The 15,924-nt window shown below is 40.2% G+C and carries 19 protein-coding genes; 6 read left to right on the forward strand and 13 right to left on the reverse strand.

Annotated features, from left to right (window positions below):
* Positions 1-26: 26 nt before the first annotated feature.
* The gene (locus tag ACFOU2_RS12320) at positions 27-1,355 is read right to left on the reverse strand and encodes a PhoH family protein (protein WP_377915517.1); all 1,329 of its coding nucleotides are present in this window, start codon (positions 1,353-1,355) and stop codon (positions 27-29) included.
* 210 nt (positions 1,356-1,565) lie between these two features.
* On the opposite strand from ACFOU2_RS12320, the gene ACFOU2_RS12325 reads away from it, so the two are divergent.
* Positions 1,566-2,162: a YhcN/YlaJ family sporulation lipoprotein gene (locus ACFOU2_RS12325; protein ID WP_377915519.1), complete on the forward strand. Its 597-nt coding sequence runs from the start codon at positions 1,566-1,568 to the stop codon at positions 2,160-2,162.
* Positions 2,163-2,233: 71 nt separating this feature from the next.
* Here the strand turns inward: ACFOU2_RS12325 and ACFOU2_RS12330 are convergent, their stop codons facing one another.
* Positions 2,234-2,689: a pyridoxamine 5'-phosphate oxidase family protein gene (locus ACFOU2_RS12330; protein ID WP_377915522.1), complete on the reverse strand. Its 456-nt coding sequence runs from the start codon at positions 2,687-2,689 to the stop codon at positions 2,234-2,236.
* A 324-nt stretch (positions 2,690-3,013) separates the two neighbouring features.
* Between ACFOU2_RS12330 and ACFOU2_RS12335 the strand changes: the two genes are divergently transcribed.
* Entirely contained in the window at positions 3,014-3,214 is a 201-nt protein-coding gene (locus ACFOU2_RS12335; RefSeq protein WP_377915524.1) for a YlaI family protein, read from the forward strand.
* Between the two features lie 135 nt (positions 3,215-3,349).
* Here ACFOU2_RS12335 and ACFOU2_RS12340 read toward each other — a convergent pair whose 3' ends face one another.
* From ACFOU2_RS12340 to typA, 3 genes are all read right to left on the reverse strand, one after another.
* Positions 3,350-3,637: a hypothetical protein gene (locus tag ACFOU2_RS12340; protein ID WP_377915525.1), complete on the reverse strand. Its 288-nt coding sequence runs from the start codon at positions 3,635-3,637 to the stop codon at positions 3,350-3,352.
* 83 nt (positions 3,638-3,720) lie between these two features.
* Complete coding sequence (locus ACFOU2_RS12345) at positions 3,721-4,035, reverse strand: YlaH-like family protein (protein ID WP_377915526.1); 315 nt, start codon at positions 4,033-4,035, stop codon at positions 3,721-3,723.
* A 32-nt stretch (positions 4,036-4,067) separates the two neighbouring features.
* On the reverse strand, positions 4,068-5,912 hold the full coding sequence (gene typA / locus ACFOU2_RS12350; RefSeq protein ID WP_377915527.1) for a translational GTPase TypA: 1,845 nt from the start codon (positions 5,910-5,912) through the stop codon (positions 4,068-4,070).
* A gap of 110 nt (positions 5,913-6,022) precedes the next feature.
* Between typA and ACFOU2_RS12355 the strand changes: the two genes are divergently transcribed.
* A complete protein-coding gene (locus ACFOU2_RS12355) occupies positions 6,023-6,208 on the forward strand; it encodes a YlaF family protein (protein ID WP_377915528.1) in 186 nt (61 codons plus the stop codon).
* Positions 6,209-6,588: 380 nt separating this feature from the next.
* Here ACFOU2_RS12355 and ACFOU2_RS12360 read toward each other — a convergent pair whose 3' ends face one another.
* The 3 genes from ACFOU2_RS12360 to ACFOU2_RS12370 form a co-directional block, all read right to left on the reverse strand.
* Positions 6,589-7,050, reverse strand: coding sequence for a GNAT family N-acetyltransferase (locus tag ACFOU2_RS12360; RefSeq protein WP_377915529.1), 462 nt, complete (start codon positions 7,048-7,050; stop codon positions 6,589-6,591).
* Positions 7,050-7,850 (reverse strand): inositol monophosphatase family protein, encoded by an 801-nt coding sequence (locus ACFOU2_RS12365; RefSeq protein WP_377915531.1) that lies wholly within the window; start codon positions 7,848-7,850, stop codon positions 7,050-7,052. The genes ACFOU2_RS12360 and ACFOU2_RS12365 overlap by 1 nt, the downstream gene beginning before the upstream one ends.
* 146 nt (positions 7,851-7,996) lie before the next feature.
* Positions 7,997-8,191, reverse strand: coding sequence for a hypothetical protein (locus tag ACFOU2_RS12370; RefSeq protein ID WP_377915533.1), 195 nt, complete (start codon positions 8,189-8,191; stop codon positions 7,997-7,999).
* Positions 8,192-8,409: 218 nt separating this feature from the next.
* Here ACFOU2_RS12370 and ACFOU2_RS12375 point away from each other — a divergent pair, with 218 nt between their 5' ends.
* The gene (locus tag ACFOU2_RS12375; RefSeq protein WP_377915535.1) at positions 8,410-9,042 is read left to right on the forward strand and encodes a YktB family protein; all 633 of its coding nucleotides are present in this window, start codon (positions 8,410-8,412) and stop codon (positions 9,040-9,042) included.
* A gap of 291 nt (positions 9,043-9,333) precedes the next feature.
* Here ACFOU2_RS12375 and ACFOU2_RS12380 read toward each other — a convergent pair whose 3' ends face one another.
* Together ACFOU2_RS12380 and ACFOU2_RS12385 are read right to left on the reverse strand one after the other, a co-directional pair.
* Complete coding sequence (locus ACFOU2_RS12380; protein ID WP_377915537.1) at positions 9,334-9,603, reverse strand: UPF0223 family protein; 270 nt, start codon at positions 9,601-9,603, stop codon at positions 9,334-9,336.
* 41 nt (positions 9,604-9,644) lie between these two features.
* Positions 9,645-10,604 (reverse strand): NAD(P)H-dependent flavin oxidoreductase, encoded by a 960-nt coding sequence (locus ACFOU2_RS12385; protein ID WP_377915539.1) that lies wholly within the window; start codon positions 10,602-10,604, stop codon positions 9,645-9,647.
* Positions 10,605-11,264: 660 nt separating this feature from the next.
* Between ACFOU2_RS12385 and ACFOU2_RS12390 the strand changes: the two genes are divergently transcribed.
* Positions 11,265-12,740, forward strand: a complete 1,476-nt coding sequence (locus ACFOU2_RS12390) for an aminotransferase class I/II-fold pyridoxal phosphate-dependent enzyme (RefSeq protein ID WP_377915542.1) — start codon at positions 11,265-11,267, stop codon at positions 12,738-12,740.
* A 419-nt stretch (positions 12,741-13,159) separates the two neighbouring features.
* Here ACFOU2_RS12390 and ACFOU2_RS12395 read toward each other — a convergent pair whose 3' ends face one another.
* Together ACFOU2_RS12395 and ACFOU2_RS12400 are read right to left on the reverse strand one after the other, a co-directional pair.
* Positions 13,160-13,282: a GapA-binding peptide SR1P gene (locus ACFOU2_RS12395; protein WP_377915544.1), complete on the reverse strand. Its 123-nt coding sequence runs from the start codon at positions 13,280-13,282 to the stop codon at positions 13,160-13,162.
* Between the two features lie 272 nt (positions 13,283-13,554).
* Complete coding sequence (locus ACFOU2_RS12400) at positions 13,555-13,854, reverse strand: DUF3055 domain-containing protein (protein ID WP_377915546.1); 300 nt, start codon at positions 13,852-13,854, stop codon at positions 13,555-13,557.
* A gap of 189 nt (positions 13,855-14,043) precedes the next feature.
* Here ACFOU2_RS12400 and ACFOU2_RS12405 point away from each other — a divergent pair, with 189 nt between their 5' ends.
* Positions 14,044-14,478 carry a DUF1885 family protein gene (locus ACFOU2_RS12405; protein WP_377915548.1) on the forward strand — a complete coding sequence of 145 codons (435 nt, stop codon included), beginning with the start codon at positions 14,044-14,046 and terminating at the stop codon, positions 14,476-14,478.
* Positions 14,479-14,681: 203 nt separating this feature from the next.
* Here the strand turns inward: ACFOU2_RS12405 and ACFOU2_RS12410 are convergent, their stop codons facing one another.
* Positions 14,682-15,722 (reverse strand): M23 family metallopeptidase, encoded by a 1,041-nt coding sequence (locus ACFOU2_RS12410; protein WP_377915550.1) that lies wholly within the window; start codon positions 15,720-15,722, stop codon positions 14,682-14,684.
* Between the last annotated feature and the right edge of the window lie 202 nt (positions 15,723-15,924).

Raw genomic sequence — 15,924 nt, forward strand, 5'->3', positions numbered from 1 at the left:
AAGGTGCTGGACATCCTCCGCATTAATTAAAGTAAATCCGCTGCCAGCTGAGCAAGAGCTGAGCGCTCTCCTTTAATCAAGTTAACATGTCCGGAAATTTTTTGCTCCTTAAATTTTTCCACTACATATGTGAGGCCGTTGTTATACTCATCCAAATAAGGGTGATCAATTTGGGCAGGATCACCCATGAGAACAATTTTACTTCGCTCCCCTACCCTCGTTAAGATTGTCTTTGCTTCATGCTTGGTTAAATTTTGGGCTTCATCGATAATGATAAACTGGTCCGGGATGCTTCTTCCGCGAATGTACGTTAGGGCTTCTACCTCAATAGACCCCATTCCCGCTAATATCGCATCAAGCTCTCCCGGTTTTTTCGTGTTGAATAAATACTCTAAATTATCATAAATCGGCTGCACCCACGGTCTTAATTTCTCTTGTTTTTCACCCGGTAAAAACCCAAGATCCTTTCCGACCGGAACGATAGGCCTTGCAACCAACAGCTTTTTAAAATAGCCTAAATCCTCTGTTTGCATTAGACCTGCTGCCAAAGCAAGGAGCGTCTTTCCTGTCCCCGCTTTCCCAATTAATGTTACAAGCGGTATATCATCCCGCAAAAGAAGCTCCAGTGCCATAATTTGCTGGACGTTCCTCGGTTTGATTCCCCAAATATGATCGTATTCATATAGAAGTTTTCGAACCTTATTCCCTGCTTGGTCAACAATCCCTACTGCAGAACCTTTACTTCCAAACGCATCCTTCATAATCACAAACTGATTCGGGTAAAAAGGGTGATGAGCCATTTGGGAAAGCGGCAGTTCCCCTTTCTCATAGAACAGGCCCAGCGAATCTTTCTGAATGTATACTTCCAAAAAACCTTTATAGATACTGTCGTCCTCCACTACCCTGTCACTTAAAAAATCTTCAGCCATCAACCCGATCGCATCCGCCTTTACACGCACAAGGACATCTTTACTCACCAAAATTACTTGCCTTCCGTCTTCTTTCGTTTCTTCTTCAAGCGACAAATTTTTGGCTACAGCCAATATTCGATTATCATTTGTTTTCTCCACAAAAATTTCCTGGAGTTGATGAAATGAACGATGATTCAGTTCAATTCGTAAAAAACCTCCTGTTTTCAATGGGATTTTTTCATGAAGCTTTCCTATTTGTCTCAGACCATCAATTAGTTTAGATACATGCCGGGCATTTCTTCCTACTTCATCCATGTTTCTCTTTTTGGAATCTACTTCCTCCAGCACAACAGCCGGTATGACAACTTCATTATCTTCAAAAGAAAAAATTGAATATGGATCTTGCAATAAAACATTCGTATCTAATACGTAAATTTTCCCCAATCTTCCGCCTCCTACTCTGAGTAGTTTTTCGCGAAGTAGTAAATGCTGGATCCACCCATTACTTGATGGCTCCCCTTTCTGCATTAATTATGTAAATGATCATTCATGGACGGACCGTTTGTCTTAAATATATGAATGGACGCATAAAGATAGAAGGTTTATTAAACAATAAAGACAAGAATCTCAAGCCAAAAGGGGGATTTTTTCAACATGAAAAAATGGTTGCTTCTTACCGGAGTCCTTTTTTCCTTTACTTTATCCGCTTGTGCAATAAATCGAGAACCTGTTGAAGAAAATCAAAATCCACAACAGTTAATCAAAGTGAAAAACAGTGTTCCTGAGCATGTTCAGAATCGGTCAGCACAGGAGATTTCACGCCATCTTGTCCAACTTGCCACAAATATCCCAAACGTCAATGACGCAACAGCAGTCGTTGTCGGCAAATACGCGATTGTAGGAATTGACGTAGATGCAAAATTAGAGCGCTCCGAAGTAGGCTCCATTAAATATTCTGTAGCAGAGAGCCTTAAAGAAGATCCGTTTGGAGCCAATGCGATTGTCATCGCTGACCCTGACACTTATGCGCGTTTAAGAGAAATTGGCCGCGACATTCAAAATGGGAGGCCCATCACCGGCTTTTTAGAAGAATTAGCTGACATAGCCGGTCGTGTTGTCCCAGAAGCAGCGGAGGACATCAGAAGAAATCCGTCTGGAACCCAAACCAATGATGATAACCTCCCTTCTGATAAACAAAAAGAGCTGAAGCAAGAACAACAAGATCAGTCTAAAAATAACTTGAATAAATAAAAAGATGGGTCCCAATACAGGACCCATCTTTTTATTTAAATTCTGCTTGATGCTTTATGTGAATCCATATATTAGGCTTCTCTCATCGCATCCATTACTTGTTTGTCGAGTTTCGCTGCTGCTTGAGGATCATATGTTTTTTCGTAAGCAGGTTCCACTGAAATTTTTGATCCGTAAAACATAACATCGCGCACTTCATTTATGTTTACTTCTATTAATGCTAATTTCAAAGGAACGCCTTCCAATTTTTCCCGTTTAACAGAAGCGGTACCGCTGATGGAATAACAAGATTCGTTTGCAATGATATTAATCACTACACCGCTATGGTTTTGAATATTTGTTACAATTCTTGAACGGTTATCTACCGCAAAATAAAGGCGTGAAGAATCTTTGGCCAATACCCATGAAATGGCACTCACATTTGGTGCTTTTGTTTCGAAGTCTACTGTAGCGATTGTAACAAATCTTTCTTTTTGTAAACTTTCGAATAAAGGATCAATCAATGTTTGTTCTACTTGATTAGCCAATTTTATCCCCTCCTGGTTTCTTGATTGCTTTACTATTAATATTACCTATTTTTTCTAACAAAGGAAACGCAAAAATTTCATTATATTAAATTTTTCCCGCATTTTATTTCTGAGCATCCATCCTAAAACGAAAATAAATTGACATCTTTCTTACTTTCCGCTCATAATCAATGTAGCCTTAATTTTTCAACATCCATATCAACTGACACTGGGCATTAAGGAAAAACAAAACGCCTTGTGTATTCAAAGACTCATGACGAATGAGGTTTCACTTTATGCAAACCGAGTGTTATGTAATCAATTTTAAGCTTTTGAGGTGAGGGCATGAGAGTAAAATGTGTTTTATGCGACAAGATTGAATCCATTGAAGATGAGACGTTATTGGCAAAGCGTTTGCGTAATCGTCCTATTCATACATATATGTGTGCAGATTGTCGGGATCGAATCGAGAAGCGCACAAAAGAAAGAATGGAGACAGGAAAATTTCGTTTATATGAACCGCGAAAAGTGGAGGAGGACTGGTAATTGTGATAAAAGCCTTCGGGGAAGGACAATAACCTATTTTTCTGCGATGAACCGCCACTAAAATCCATGATTTTCTTGGATTTTTCATGACGGTTCATTGCAAGAGGGTATCCCAGCTTCTGGGACACCCTCTTTTCATTCGGAATAGTTCACATATTTATGGGGTTCTCGTTCGATTTGCTCATACATTACATCAATTAACTCAACAGGAAAGCGTGCTGCCTTTGCTTCCCCATGCACCACATATGTCACAAGATACATTACGTCATCTTTTGTAAACGTCAAACTCTCTACTCCATGATCCTCTTTTAACAGTAAATCAAAAAATGCAAGCGTTTCTTGTGCTGCATGGTCATCAGGCCGTGCGTCAGCCACAACCTTGATCGTTAACCAATTGTATATAGCGTCTTGAACTGATTTCATGTTGGCAGCCCCTTTACTTGTTGTTCTAACGGTTGGGATGATCCTCTTCTCGTTCAAGGGAGGCCCCTTCCATAAGAACTTGATTAATTCATCTTCGCTTCCTGCTTTTTGGATTGGTATAAGCGAACTTTATATATAATTAATACGAGGGCTGCGACGACTAATCCTTCTGCAACAGGTAAAAAGATACCCAAAAAGGTTAAAATGGTACACCCCAGGGCTAGAAATGTATAGATGATCACCGACTTTAAAATCGGAAGTCTCCTTGCAAAGCCTAATTTATAGACGACTACAGACAGGGCAAAGATGGTTAAATACAATAACCACATTCCGACGTCCGGATTATCGCCTACCTTATAAAGAGCTGCAAAAAATGACAAGTGCTCTTTGACATCCATTTTATTTCCCCCTCCCCAAGTATCTCTAAACATTACTGCATTTCAGCGTATTTCTTTTTCTTAGCTATTCTTTCACGCTCATTTTTATCTAAAATTTTCTTGCGTAAACGAATCGATTCAGGTGTAATTTCACAGTATTCATCGTCATTTAAGTACTCGAGTGATTGCTCCAATGACATAATGCGCGGTTTTTTCATACCGACTGTTTGTTCTTTTGTTGCAGAACGAACATTTGTCGCCTGTTTCACTTTACAAATGTTGACGACAATATCATTGTCACGAGTATGTTCTCCGACAATCATGCCTTCATATACTTCTGTTCCGGGTTCCACAAAAATTGTACCCCGATCTTCTACACCTGTAATACCATAGGTGGACGCTTTACCAGTCTCCATGGAAACCAATACACCTTGGCGGCGTCCGCCGACTTGACCAGGCTGCATCGGCTGGTAGCTGTCGAAGGAGTGGTTGATGATGCCAAACCCTCTTGTTAATGATAAGAATTCTGTCGTATAACCAATCAAGCCGCGTGCCGGTACCATAAAGATCAAACGAACTTGCCCGTTACCATTGTTGATCATATCCGTCATTTCACCTTTACGGGCACCCATTGATTCCATAATCGCACCAGTATGCTCTTCAGGAACGTCAATTTGTACACGCTCAACCGGCTCACATCTGACTCCGTCAATTTCTTTTACGATAACTTCCGGCTTGGATACTTGAAGCTCATATCCTTCACGGCGCATGTTCTCAATTAAAATGGAAAGGTGAAGCTCTCCGCGTCCTGAAACGATCCATGCATCCGGCGAGTCTGTGTTTTCTACACGTAAGCTGACATCTGTCTCAAGTTGAGAGCGAAGACGCTCTTCAATTTTACGTGCGGTTACATATTTTCCTTCACGGCCTGCAAATGGGCTGTTGTTTACAAGGAATGTCATTTGCAATGTCGGCTCATCGATGCGTAAAACCGGCAGTGCTTCTTGATGTTCGATAGGGCAAACCGTTTCCCCGACGTTAATGTCTTCCATACCGGAAACAGCAATCAAATCGCCCGCTTTGGCTTCTTCGATTTCTACACGTTTCAACCCTAAGAAACCAAACATCTTAGTAACACGGAACTGTTTGACAGAGCCGTCCAGCTTCATGAGCGCTACTTGCTGCCCTACTTTCATCGTTCCGCGGAACACGCGTCCAATTCCGATACGGCCGACATAATCATTATAGTCTAACATCGCTACTTGGAATTGAAGAGGTTCGTCGCTGTTATCCACAGGAGCAGGAATATGCTCTACAATTGCATCAAATAATGAAGCCATGTTTTCTTCTTGTTCTGCCGGGTCCGGACTTGTGCTTGCCGTACCGTTAATGGCAGAAGCATAAATGACAGGGAATTCTAATTGTTCTTCGCTTGCATCCAATTCAATGAATAAATCGATAACCTCGTCTACTACCTCTTCCGGACGGGCAAAGTCCCGGTCAATCTTGTTTACAACAACAATCGGTGTTAAATTTTGTTCTAACGCCTTTTTCAAAACGAAGCGTGTTTGCGGCATACATCCTTCGTATGCATCGACAACCAACAACACACCGTCTACCATTTTCATAATACGCTCTACTTCACCGCCAAAATCGGCATGTCCGGGCGTATCTAAAATATTGATGCGTGTATCTTTATAATTAATGGCTGTATTTTTAGCCAAAATGGTAATACCGCGCTCGCGCTCAAGATCGTTTGAATCCATCGCACGTTCCTCCACTTGCTCGTTTACACGAAACGTACCAGATTGACGTAAAAGCTGGTCTACTAAAGTCGTTTTTCCATGGTCTACGTGGGCAATAATCGCAATATTGCGTAAGTCTTGACGAATCTTCACATTTTCACTCCTAATGTTCATAATAACTAGGATATTATATCATACTACATCTAGAAATGAAGAATACTTTTATGTACACTTATGATATCTGGTTTTTGGGAGGGATTTTTATGAAAGAAATAAAGTGGATTTTTCTTGTTTACTCAATTTTGGCCGCCACTTCCATCATGTCAATTGGAGTTTTTATTGGCGAACAAAGTTTAATCGGTATTATTGTATCCATTATCGTTTTATTTATCATTATGGGCCTAGGATTTTCGACGAAAAAGAAAAGGCGCGAACGAGGAGAACTATAAAACATAGTCCGTTTTGGCTGGATTTCTCAAAATAAAAAGTTTTTGTGCTCCGCTTCCATGAGAGACCATTATATGACCCGACAGCACATTAAATTCAATAGGCTTCCCGCCGGATATGTTCCGATCGGCGGGAAGCCTATTTGCTTCAAAAAAGCAGCTTGCTGTTAATACGATTAAACAATTTATCAAAATGAAAAGGGCACTTCCTTTTAAAATGAGGGTTCCGTAGTACTTTCTCCATAACTCCTGAACATCACGCTCATATATACGGCTCTTGTCTCATACCGGTTTCTCTCAAATATCCAATCATAAAGGGCAACACGGCCTCAAAAAAGAGGGGGCTGACTCAAAAGCCTTCAGGGAATGACAATAATCTATTTTTATGCAAGAGGTCTCGTCATGATCATATAAGGTTTTTTCTGCTCATCCTCTTCCACTTTAAGCTGTTCAAATTCACAAGCGGCAAAAAACTGCATCCACTCCAATCGCTGAAGCGGTACAGCAGTAAATAAGACATCATGGCCTTCCTTTTCGTACCGACGTGCAATGTCATGAACAATTGCTTTTCCGTATCCTCTTTTTCGGGCTTGTCCATCCACTAAAATGGTGCCGAGCCATGCCTTCTCATTTGAAGGTGCCCAGTCAACCGTGAATGTTAAGCCAATCCGACACGGCCCTTCATACCAGACCTCCCATTGCCCGTTCATCATTTCATATTTTCTCCTATATTCTAATAACTCGGATGGAAAACCTTCTTCCTGCTGCCACAACGGACTTTCCTCTATTAACTTGAGAAAAAAGGGTTGATCTTTCTCTTCATACTTCTTAGAAGACAGCAGCATTATTGATCACGCTTCACGTAGTTATTTAAGATTTCTGAGTGTAAGATAGGGTTGGCAATGAGCACACTGCTTTTTGTCAAAATATCTAGTGGAGCTCCGTCTAACGTCGTTGTTGTACCTCCAACTTCCTCTACAATTACTTTTCCGCCTGCAAAATCCCATGGTGATAAGCGCATCGTGATATAGGCGTCAAGGCGTCCCGCCGCGACATAAGCCATTTCGATTGCTGCCGACCCGTAAGAACGCGTTCCCCTGACATCGCGTACAAGCGGTGTTAATACTTCCTTGTCAATGCGTTTATTCGGAGTGACCCATGTTGAATTCAGACCGATAACAGCCTCTTTTACCTGTACTGGCTCCAGCTTCGGCAATTCGATGTCATTCATGAATGCACCATGTCCCTTGAAGGCATGATATAACTCATCGTGCATAACATCATATATTAAACCAATGCGACCGATCCCATTTTCAAAAACGCCGATGGAAATGGCAAAATTACGTTGTTGATGTACAAAATTCATCGTTCCATCAATCGGATCGATGACCCAGATAACCCCTTCTTTTGATTCAAGATCTTCTCCAAACCCCTCTTCCCCTATAATATGGTGCGATGGAAACGTTTCACGAATTTTACCTACGAGAAAGCGTTCAACTTCTCGATCCATATTGGTGACTAAATCGTTCGGATTTGATTTTGCTTGTATGAGCAGCTCTTTGCTAAATGATTGTTTAATAAGAGTGCCCGCTTGCTTTATCCATTGTTTCGCATATGTATCAATTTGTTTCCAAATATGTTCCATTTCCTAAACCCCTTCCAGGTTTTTAATGTATTCGTATGTAAACTAAGCTTAAAAAAACATAACCGGTAAATCAAGTATTCAACTCACAGAAAAAACGAACCCTTACGCAAGGTTCGCGGCATTTGCTCCCTACAAACGAATTTCCCCTAATTTACACTTTGTAATCTCACCATTTCCTGACGCAATTTTTCTAATTTTTGCTTGCACTCTGTTTTCTTTGTTTCATCATTTTCCACCATTGCTTCATATAAAGTCGCCAACTCATAATCTAATTCTAACCGAAGCACTGCAAGCCGCTTTTGACCGTCCATTTTCTTATACATGTTGACTACTTGTTTCATGATAAGACCTCCTCTCCATTTTCCCGTAATATTTCCATCTCCAAAAAACTAAATTTTCAGATATTTTTAATTGATACATTCTATGATAATCAAAGGCTACATGTAACTAAATTGTGTGTTTACCTAGAAAAATCGATAGACATCGTTTGACAAGCCTGTGTATGCTATGGTTATCATACATTCAGTGACTATATTGATAAATTAAGTGGAGGGGACATATGCTGTTTACAGGATTTTCTCAAAAAGATTTTAATGTATTTGATATCGAAGGACTAGATGACCGGATGGAAGGAATTAAAACGACAATTCGGCCAAAACTCGAGGCATTAGGGCAACATTTCACTCCTACCCTTTCGGCTCTTTCCGGAGATGAAATGTTTTATCATGTAGCAAAACATGCACGTCGTACGAAAAATCCTCCAAAGGATACGTGGGTTGCTTTTGCTAATAATAAAAGAGGTTATAAAATGATGCCCCACTTTCAAATCGGTTTATGGAAATCGCATGTATTTGTCTGGTTTGCCGTTATATATGAATCGCCGATTAAAGAATCCTTTGGACAAGCACTTCTTCAGCAGCTAAACGAAGTAGAACAAATCATCCCTTCTCATTTTGTTTGGTCTAAAGACCATACACAACCGGAAGCTTTACGGATGGGCAGTTTACAAACCGGAGATTTAAAAGAGCTGTTTACCCGACTACAAACCGTCAAGAAAGCTGAAATTTTATGCGGGATAAACATCCCAAGAGAAAAAGCGATCGCCTTGAGCGGAGAAGAATGGTTGACGACGATCGAAGACACGTTCAAAACGGTCTTGCCATTGTACAAACTGGCCCAGGCATCATCCTGATGATTTAAAATAGTGTATATTTAGTTTATTCTCTAATCTAGTTTGTATGATACTCACCTAAAAAAATCATACTGAAAAGATGTACACAAAGAGAACCGTCACTAGAGTCCTTGATTTAACCGGACTCAAATGACGGTTCATTATAGGGGCTGACTCAAAAGTCTATCCCTCACTATTACAAACATTTTTCAATCGAATGAATCGTCATGGAAACCCTTGTTTTCACTGGATTTCCCATGACAATTCATCAGATGGGGATGGACAGGCATGTAGCCATAGGGCATCCTTTTTTCACATTTTAACGGTAGCACCGGCTGGTGATTCTTTAGCTGCTTTCATCGTACGATATATGGAGTAACCGCTTATCTCTTCAAATTCATTGCCAATCTTTTTTTCTTCCGATTTGCTTGGTACAATTTCTTTAAAGCGGCGATACGCTGCCATCAATTGATCGCGGTCAATTCCTCTTTCGTAAGCCATTTCGACCATTTCAAAAAATTTGATGACCTCGATGATTTCTTGAGTATTCCAATCCAATGAAATCGGATATTGATATTCCATGTTGATCACTCCACTTTCTTTTATGTATCACACATTCGCTTTTACATGCTCCATCGCCGGCGAATCGCTTCTCCTTCTTCCATCATTCTCGTTATTAATTCATTGACAGACGGGATATCTCTAATCATTCCCATCACTTGTCCGGCCCATCCAAATCCTTCTCCTTCTTTTCCTTCATAAATGTAGCGCTTGTTCGCTTCTCCACTTATGTACGATTTTAGCCCCTCATAACCGGCTTGTTCTTGCTCTAATTGAAGGATCCGGTCTGTCCAATCATTGGCGATGACCCTGGCAGGTGCTCCAAGCGTACGCTTAATCACTACTGTATCATATTCCGTTCCATTGACAAGAGCTTGCTTGTAAAGCTCATGAGCATGAACGCATTCCTTTGTGGCAATGAATCTCGTTCCCATCTCAATACCTTCTGCCCCAAGGCTTAATGCCGCCATCATTCCTCTGCCATCACCGATGCCGCCTGACGCCACAACAGGAATTGATACAGCATCGACTACTTGCGGTACCAAAACAAAAGTGCCCGTATCATGACGTCCAAGATGTCCGCCCCCTTCTTGACCCACAACCATGACAGCATCTGCCCCAAGTTCTTCTGCTTTTTCGGCCTGCCTTCTCGCTGCCACGAGTACCAATTTTTTGATGTCTGTTCCTTTTAGCTGCTCAAACAGCGGGGTCGGGTTTCCCCCCGTCATTGTCACAACAGGAACATTTTCCTCGATCGCTACTTCAAGCATATGTGAAAACGGGCGGCCATGTTGTCCAATCGCAAAATTGACACCAAATGGTTTAGAAGTTCTTTGACGTACCCTTCTTATCTCCTCCCTCAGCTGTTCAGGCGTTTCCAAGGACATAGCGGTTATTTGCCCCAATCCTCCCGCGTTAGAAACTGCAGCAGCCAGTTCTGAATAGGCTAAATGAGCCAGACCGCCTTGGATAATCGGATAATCAATATTTAACATTTCTGTAATTCTTGTCTTCCACTTCACCTTTCATTCCCCCTTACGATACAAATCCACATAAATAATCGGACATGACTAAAAACCCCCCATGTCGAATTATTTACGCACAAAACGACGACTAATAGTGAACCATTAAATTGAATCTATATATAAAACCTTCTTGTTTCATCTTTGAATTCCTTCTTTAATGCAGGGCAATTCTAAAGTCTAATGTTAATATTTGTTTTTTCCTTCCAATTGAAGCTGAAAGCGGGCAAAATGGCCATTTCGCGCAAAGGAGCTAAAAATTGAAAGATCAATATTGTTCTATATAAATATATATGGTTTATGTATTTTCTTTCATCGCGCAGAGTGTGTTTACAAAGATATTCCCGCAGGATTGTTAGGGCTGCAACATTGCTTACAAGACTTAAATGTTTTTAGCCGCAATTTGATCATCATGCCATTCATCTCTGATAAACCAAAAAGTTTTTTGGCAATTCGGGACATGTGTTCTTTATTTGCGCCCAACTGTCAATGTAAATTCATACATATGCAAAATTTGCTTTGCAAAGGACTCAATAGATGCTATAATTCATTTGTTTTATGTTTGAAATAGGCGATAATAAACTGAAAACGAATAACACGGTTACTTTAACCGCTGTTTATGATAAAAATATTGAATAGATAAAGAGGTGGATAGCAAAGTTGTCTTCACAATTTGAAACTCCGTTATTTACTGGTCTAGTAGAACATGCCAAAAAGAATCCGACTCAATTTCATATTCCGGGACATAAAAAAGGAAGCGGAATGGATCCTGAATTCAGAGAGTTCATTGGCGAAAATGCGCTTTCTATAGATTTAATCAACATTGGTCCTTTAGATGATTTACATCAGCCTAAAGGGATGATCAAACAGGCTCAAGATTTGGCCGCTCAAGCATTCGGTGCTGACCATACATTTTTCTCTGTTCAAGGTACAAGCGGCGCAATTATGACAATGGTCATGTCCGTTTGTGGCCCCGGGGATAAAATTTTAATTCCTCGCAATGTGCATAAATCGGTCATGAGTGCCATCGTATTTTCAGGTGCAACCCCTGTATTTATTCATCCTGAAATCGATCCTGTGTTGGGCATCTCACATGGTATTACACCAGAGTCCGTTGAGAAAGCCTTAGAACAGCATCCAGATGCGAAGGCTGTACTTGTCATTAACCCTACTTATTTTGGTATTGCCGGTGACCTGCGAAAAATTGTGGAAATTGCCCATTCCCACAGTATCCCTGTACTTGTGGATGAAGCTCACGGCGTTCACATTCATTTCCATGAGGAACTTCCTCTCTCCGCCATGCAGGCAGGAGCAGATATGGCGGCAACAAGTGTGCATAAGCTTGGTGGTTCAATGACCCAAAGTTCTGTTTTAAATGTACGGGAAGGGCTTGTATCTCCTAAACGTGTTCAGGCTATTTTAAGTATGCTAACAACAACTTCTACATCATATTTGTTACTTGCTTCTTTGGATGTAGCCCGAAAACGCTTGGCAACAGAAGGAAAAGCATTGATTGAACATACAATTCGTCTCGCCGAACAAACACGTGATCAAATCAATGAAATTGAACACCTTCGATGCGTGGGGCGTGAAATTTTGGGAACAAGTGCTACGTATGACATGGACCCTACGAAGATAATCATATCTGTAAAAGATCTTGGGATTACGGGTTATGACGTAGAGAAATGGCTTCGTGAAAAGTTCAATATCGAAGTTGAAATGTCAGATCTTTATAACATTCTTTGTATCGTGACACCTGGTGATACAGAAGAAGATCTCCAAAAACTTGTATCTGCTTTACAAGAATTGGCGAATGAATTCAAGGATCAAGCCGATATGAATGTAGATACTTCCGTACTGCTTCCGGATATTCCAGTACTTGCCCTTACACCTCGTGATGCTTTTTATGCGGAAACGGAAGTTGTACCGTTCGACCAATCAGCAGGTCGAATCATTGCGGAGTTTGTTATGGTGTATCCACCAGGAATCCCCATCTTCATCCCTGGTGAAATCATTACAGAAGAAAATTTGACATACATTAAAAAGAACTTAGAAGCCGGACTTCCTGTTCAAGGCGCAGAAGATTACGAGCTAAACTCATTCCGTGTCATCAAGGAACATCGCGCTATTAAATAATGGGTCTCTTACAATTAGGATAAATAAAAAGAGACACATTCAGTCTTTGGAAATTAACACCGTTTCATCTACCCGCTCGTTTTTCAGGTAAATGAAGCGGTGTTGTTAGAGCATAACTTGAATTTCAACGCGCAACTTATGCTTATATATAAGTCCAATTAAATTTTTTAACCTCTGTCACCGGGCTTTCTTCTATTCGCGCCTTTCCGTTCTCTCATCTTGAATGAGCTTACAAAGGTTCTCGTATAAGGCTTCGGCAAGGGCCCGTAAGGGAAATGGGCGAAGCCTTATGCGTAAATGATGTAACATGGACCGCTTTTGTCCATGTTACATTATTTATGTGGATTCATATAGTAAAAAAATCCATTCCCGGCTGGCCGAGAATGGATTATCTCCTAATCTTCTCCTCTTATTAACAATTAATCTAGATCTTCTGTCTGTTCACAACTTGAGCAATTGCATTGCCCGTACAATATTGTTACTTTCTCATCTTCGAAATAATCAATTGTGTTATTGCAAGTTTGACATACGATAGTTCCCATCTATAAACTCCCCTTTGTTTGAGTTTAATAATATAAATCGATGTTTTTCAAAATGTAAGCGTTTGATTTTCTATCTATAATTATAATATTATGTCACATTTAAATTGTCAATGGTTAATTAGTATAACACATTAAAAATATGTTTATTTTTTAATGTGTGTGTTTATCCATCTAAACTCGTTTTTAAAGTGTATAGGTACAACATTTGTTGCCCGCACCTTAACACTACACTTTAATAGAAAAGAAGACAGGTATGCAACCTGTCTTCTTTTCTATTCATATTGCGTTTCAAATGGAGAACTTGGAATATTATCACGGAAAAATTCCGCTAAGTCAGCAGCTTCTTCTTTTGTGCGAATACGGAATACAGTTTGGAGATGATCTAAGTCTTCAATATCTTTTGAATCGAGGAGAGTGGAGCGGCCAGTTTGCATACAGACGACAAGGGGTTTTCCAAAGAACATATTTGTGTACACAATGCCAAAATCGTAGCGGGTGTCATTTGTAGTAAAACCTACAAACCTGACTTTAACCCCTTCCATTTCATCATACAATTTTTCAAATAAATCCATACTATTCCCCCTTCATAAAAATCTGAATTTTATTATAATTTACTATTTAACATATTACAATATGCCGCGATTATTTGTCAATTACTTTCCAATTATTCTTGTCCGCTAATTTTGATAATGCTAGAATGATAATAAAAAGTATGGAAACTGTTTCCTGATTTGGATGTCCATCTGTTGAGGGGGAATAATGTGGCTTCAAATGCATTGATAAAATTGGTTCCAAAATCCGATCAGCAAGATATTACATTAGAAGAACTCAAAGGCTTATTTCATTATTATAAAGAAATTACCGCAAAAACAGGACAACAACTTGGCTGGAACTACGATTATAGTGCTTTTCCTTATGAAATCCATAATGTAGTGGATGCCAAACAAGAGATGTTTTACTTAAAGGGAACGAACAATAAATACTTTGCGATGATTTTAAAGATTGGGAAAGAAACGATTTTAGACGAGGAAACAGAGGAAACAAAAGAACAAACTTATATCCAACTTATCCTTCCAAACGGAGCCACAAACGGCGACAAAGGAAAAGCCAATGAATTTTGCAAGTTCATCGCCAAGAAACTGGCCGGTGAGCTGCATTTATTCAACGGACGGGTGATGTATTTTTATAAAAGATAAAAGAAACTTCCAATGCACAGGACGTCGTGATTTTAGTCTTTGCTCCTTTGTTAGTTAAACTTATCAAGCTGTTACGGGTAGTTCTCCCCGCATATTGTTGCTTGAAATAAGACGCTTACTGCCCCGGATAGAGCCCGGACAAAAGAGCAGATTAATCACGGAATTCTCCGCTGATTAGTCTGCTCCTCATCGTTTTAGGCAGCTTAAAATATGGCTTGAATGATGCTTACTACCTCTTCTTTTGTGAAGCCCTCCCAAAATAGACGGCCGTTCAACAGCAAATCGACATGCAAGTGAAGTTCTGTTCCATCTTTTTTTACTTCTCCACTCGTCCCGGAATTGCCCACAAACCCAATAAGAGTATGTTCATCGACCTTGCCCCCGACTTGAAGTTCTTTTGCTGTTTTGCTTAGATGCGCGAACCTTGCTTGAACACCATTTTCATACTGAACCCAGACTTGTCTGCCTCGCAGCCGATCTAATATGTAAAGAGGCGTTTTTCCATGCAAACGACAAACTTGCAGATCCTGTTCTCTCTCTTTTTCCGATTGATACCCATTATACACATGATCGACTCGTACAATCGTTCCTTTCCCCATTGCATACACGGGAGTTTGTTCATTAATAACCGCTCCAGTTGAATAGCTATACCAATCCAACCCCTCATGCCTGCCTCCTCGGTAATTCCGTTTTGCTCCCGGGACATGAGATGGATATAGATCCGGTTTTACTCTTTTTAATGGAGAGGATAAGATTTGCAATTGCCCAATCATATGTTCAATATTTTGTGGAGGTGCTTGAACAGGTTCGACATTCTCTTCTCTTTTCACCTCGTTTAACAGCCTCACTTTTTCATGATGGATCAAAATATCTGTCGGAAAAAAGCGTCGCAGCCATAAAGCCGAAAGGTAGACTTGGTTCCCTTTTATAAAAAAATCATTCTGTTTAATCGGTTTGTATTGTCCGTTTACCTCTACTACCGGTACCCCCTCAATGAAAAGAAACCGTTGATGATTCAGGGTTAATGTGAGAGCCCGGTCAATCTCATTAAATGAGTAATTTCCATTTAAGTGATTAGCGAGTACCTTTGCTTCAATATATAGCTCATTTCCTTCCATTACAGAAGGGAGAGTAATCCCTTCTTGTTTGGCAGGAACTATTTTTTCTTGCTTGTCTTTTAACCCAAGAAAAATAAAAGGTATAATAAGCATGATAACCGCCGCTGCCCATACTGTTTTTTTCACCTGTCCACTCCTCCCTTTTTTATCAGTATGGACAGGTATTTCGTGAACTAATCAACGGAGAATAGACAGGAGGATATTATGGGGAAACAGTTTATTCTTGGCTGTTTTAACCAAGAGAAGATAATAGATCTCACAATCAAAGAAGCCCGTTTTTTATAAACGGGCTTCTTTGATTTAAATAAAAAAGATTGTTGCCGATGAA

The organism is Bacillus songklensis (assembly GCF_042649685.1).
GTDB lineage: Bacteria > Bacillota > Bacilli > Bacillales > Bacillaceae_H > Bacillus_BA > Bacillus_BA songklensis.

Bases quoted from the DNA above. Each gene is read 5' to 3' on its own strand.
- ACFOU2_RS12370 (WP_377915533.1), bottom strand. From the start codon at position 8,191: ATGAAACAAGTAGTCAACATGTATAAGAAAATGGACGGTCAAAAGCGG.
- ACFOU2_RS12375 (WP_377915535.1), top strand. From the start codon at position 8,410: ATGCTGTTTACAGGATTTTCTCAAAAAGATTTTAATGTATTTGATATC.
- ACFOU2_RS12400 (WP_377915546.1), bottom strand. From the start codon at position 13,854: ATGGATTTATTTGAAAAATTGTATGATGAAATGGAAGGGGTTAAAGTC.
- ACFOU2_RS12325 (WP_377915519.1), top strand. From the start codon at position 1,566: ATGAAAAAATGGTTGCTTCTTACCGGAGTCCTTTTTTCCTTTACTTTA.
- ACFOU2_RS12335 (WP_377915524.1), top strand. From the start codon at position 3,014: ATGAGAGTAAAATGTGTTTTATGCGACAAGATTGAATCCATTGAAGAT.
- ACFOU2_RS12360 (WP_377915529.1), bottom strand. From the start codon at position 7,050: ATGCTGCTGTCTTCTAAGAAGTATGAAGAGAAAGATCAACCCTTTTTT.
- ACFOU2_RS12380 (WP_377915537.1), bottom strand. From the start codon at position 9,603: ATGGAATATCAATATCCGATTTCATTGGATTGGAATACTCAAGAAATC.
- ACFOU2_RS12355 (WP_377915528.1), top strand. From the start codon at position 6,023: ATGAAAGAAATAAAGTGGATTTTTCTTGTTTACTCAATTTTGGCCGCC.
- ACFOU2_RS12365 (WP_377915531.1), bottom strand. From the start codon at position 7,850: ATGGAACATATTTGGAAACAAATTGATACATATGCGAAACAATGGATA.
- ACFOU2_RS12345 (WP_377915526.1), bottom strand. From the start codon at position 4,035: ATGGATGTCAAAGAGCACTTGTCATTTTTTGCAGCTCTTTATAAGGTA.
- ACFOU2_RS12395 (WP_377915544.1), bottom strand. From the start codon at position 13,282: ATGGGAACTATCGTATGTCAAACTTGCAATAACACAATTGATTATTTC.
- ACFOU2_RS12340 (WP_377915525.1), bottom strand. From the start codon at position 3,637: ATGAAATCAGTTCAAGACGCTATATACAATTGGTTAACGATCAAGGTT.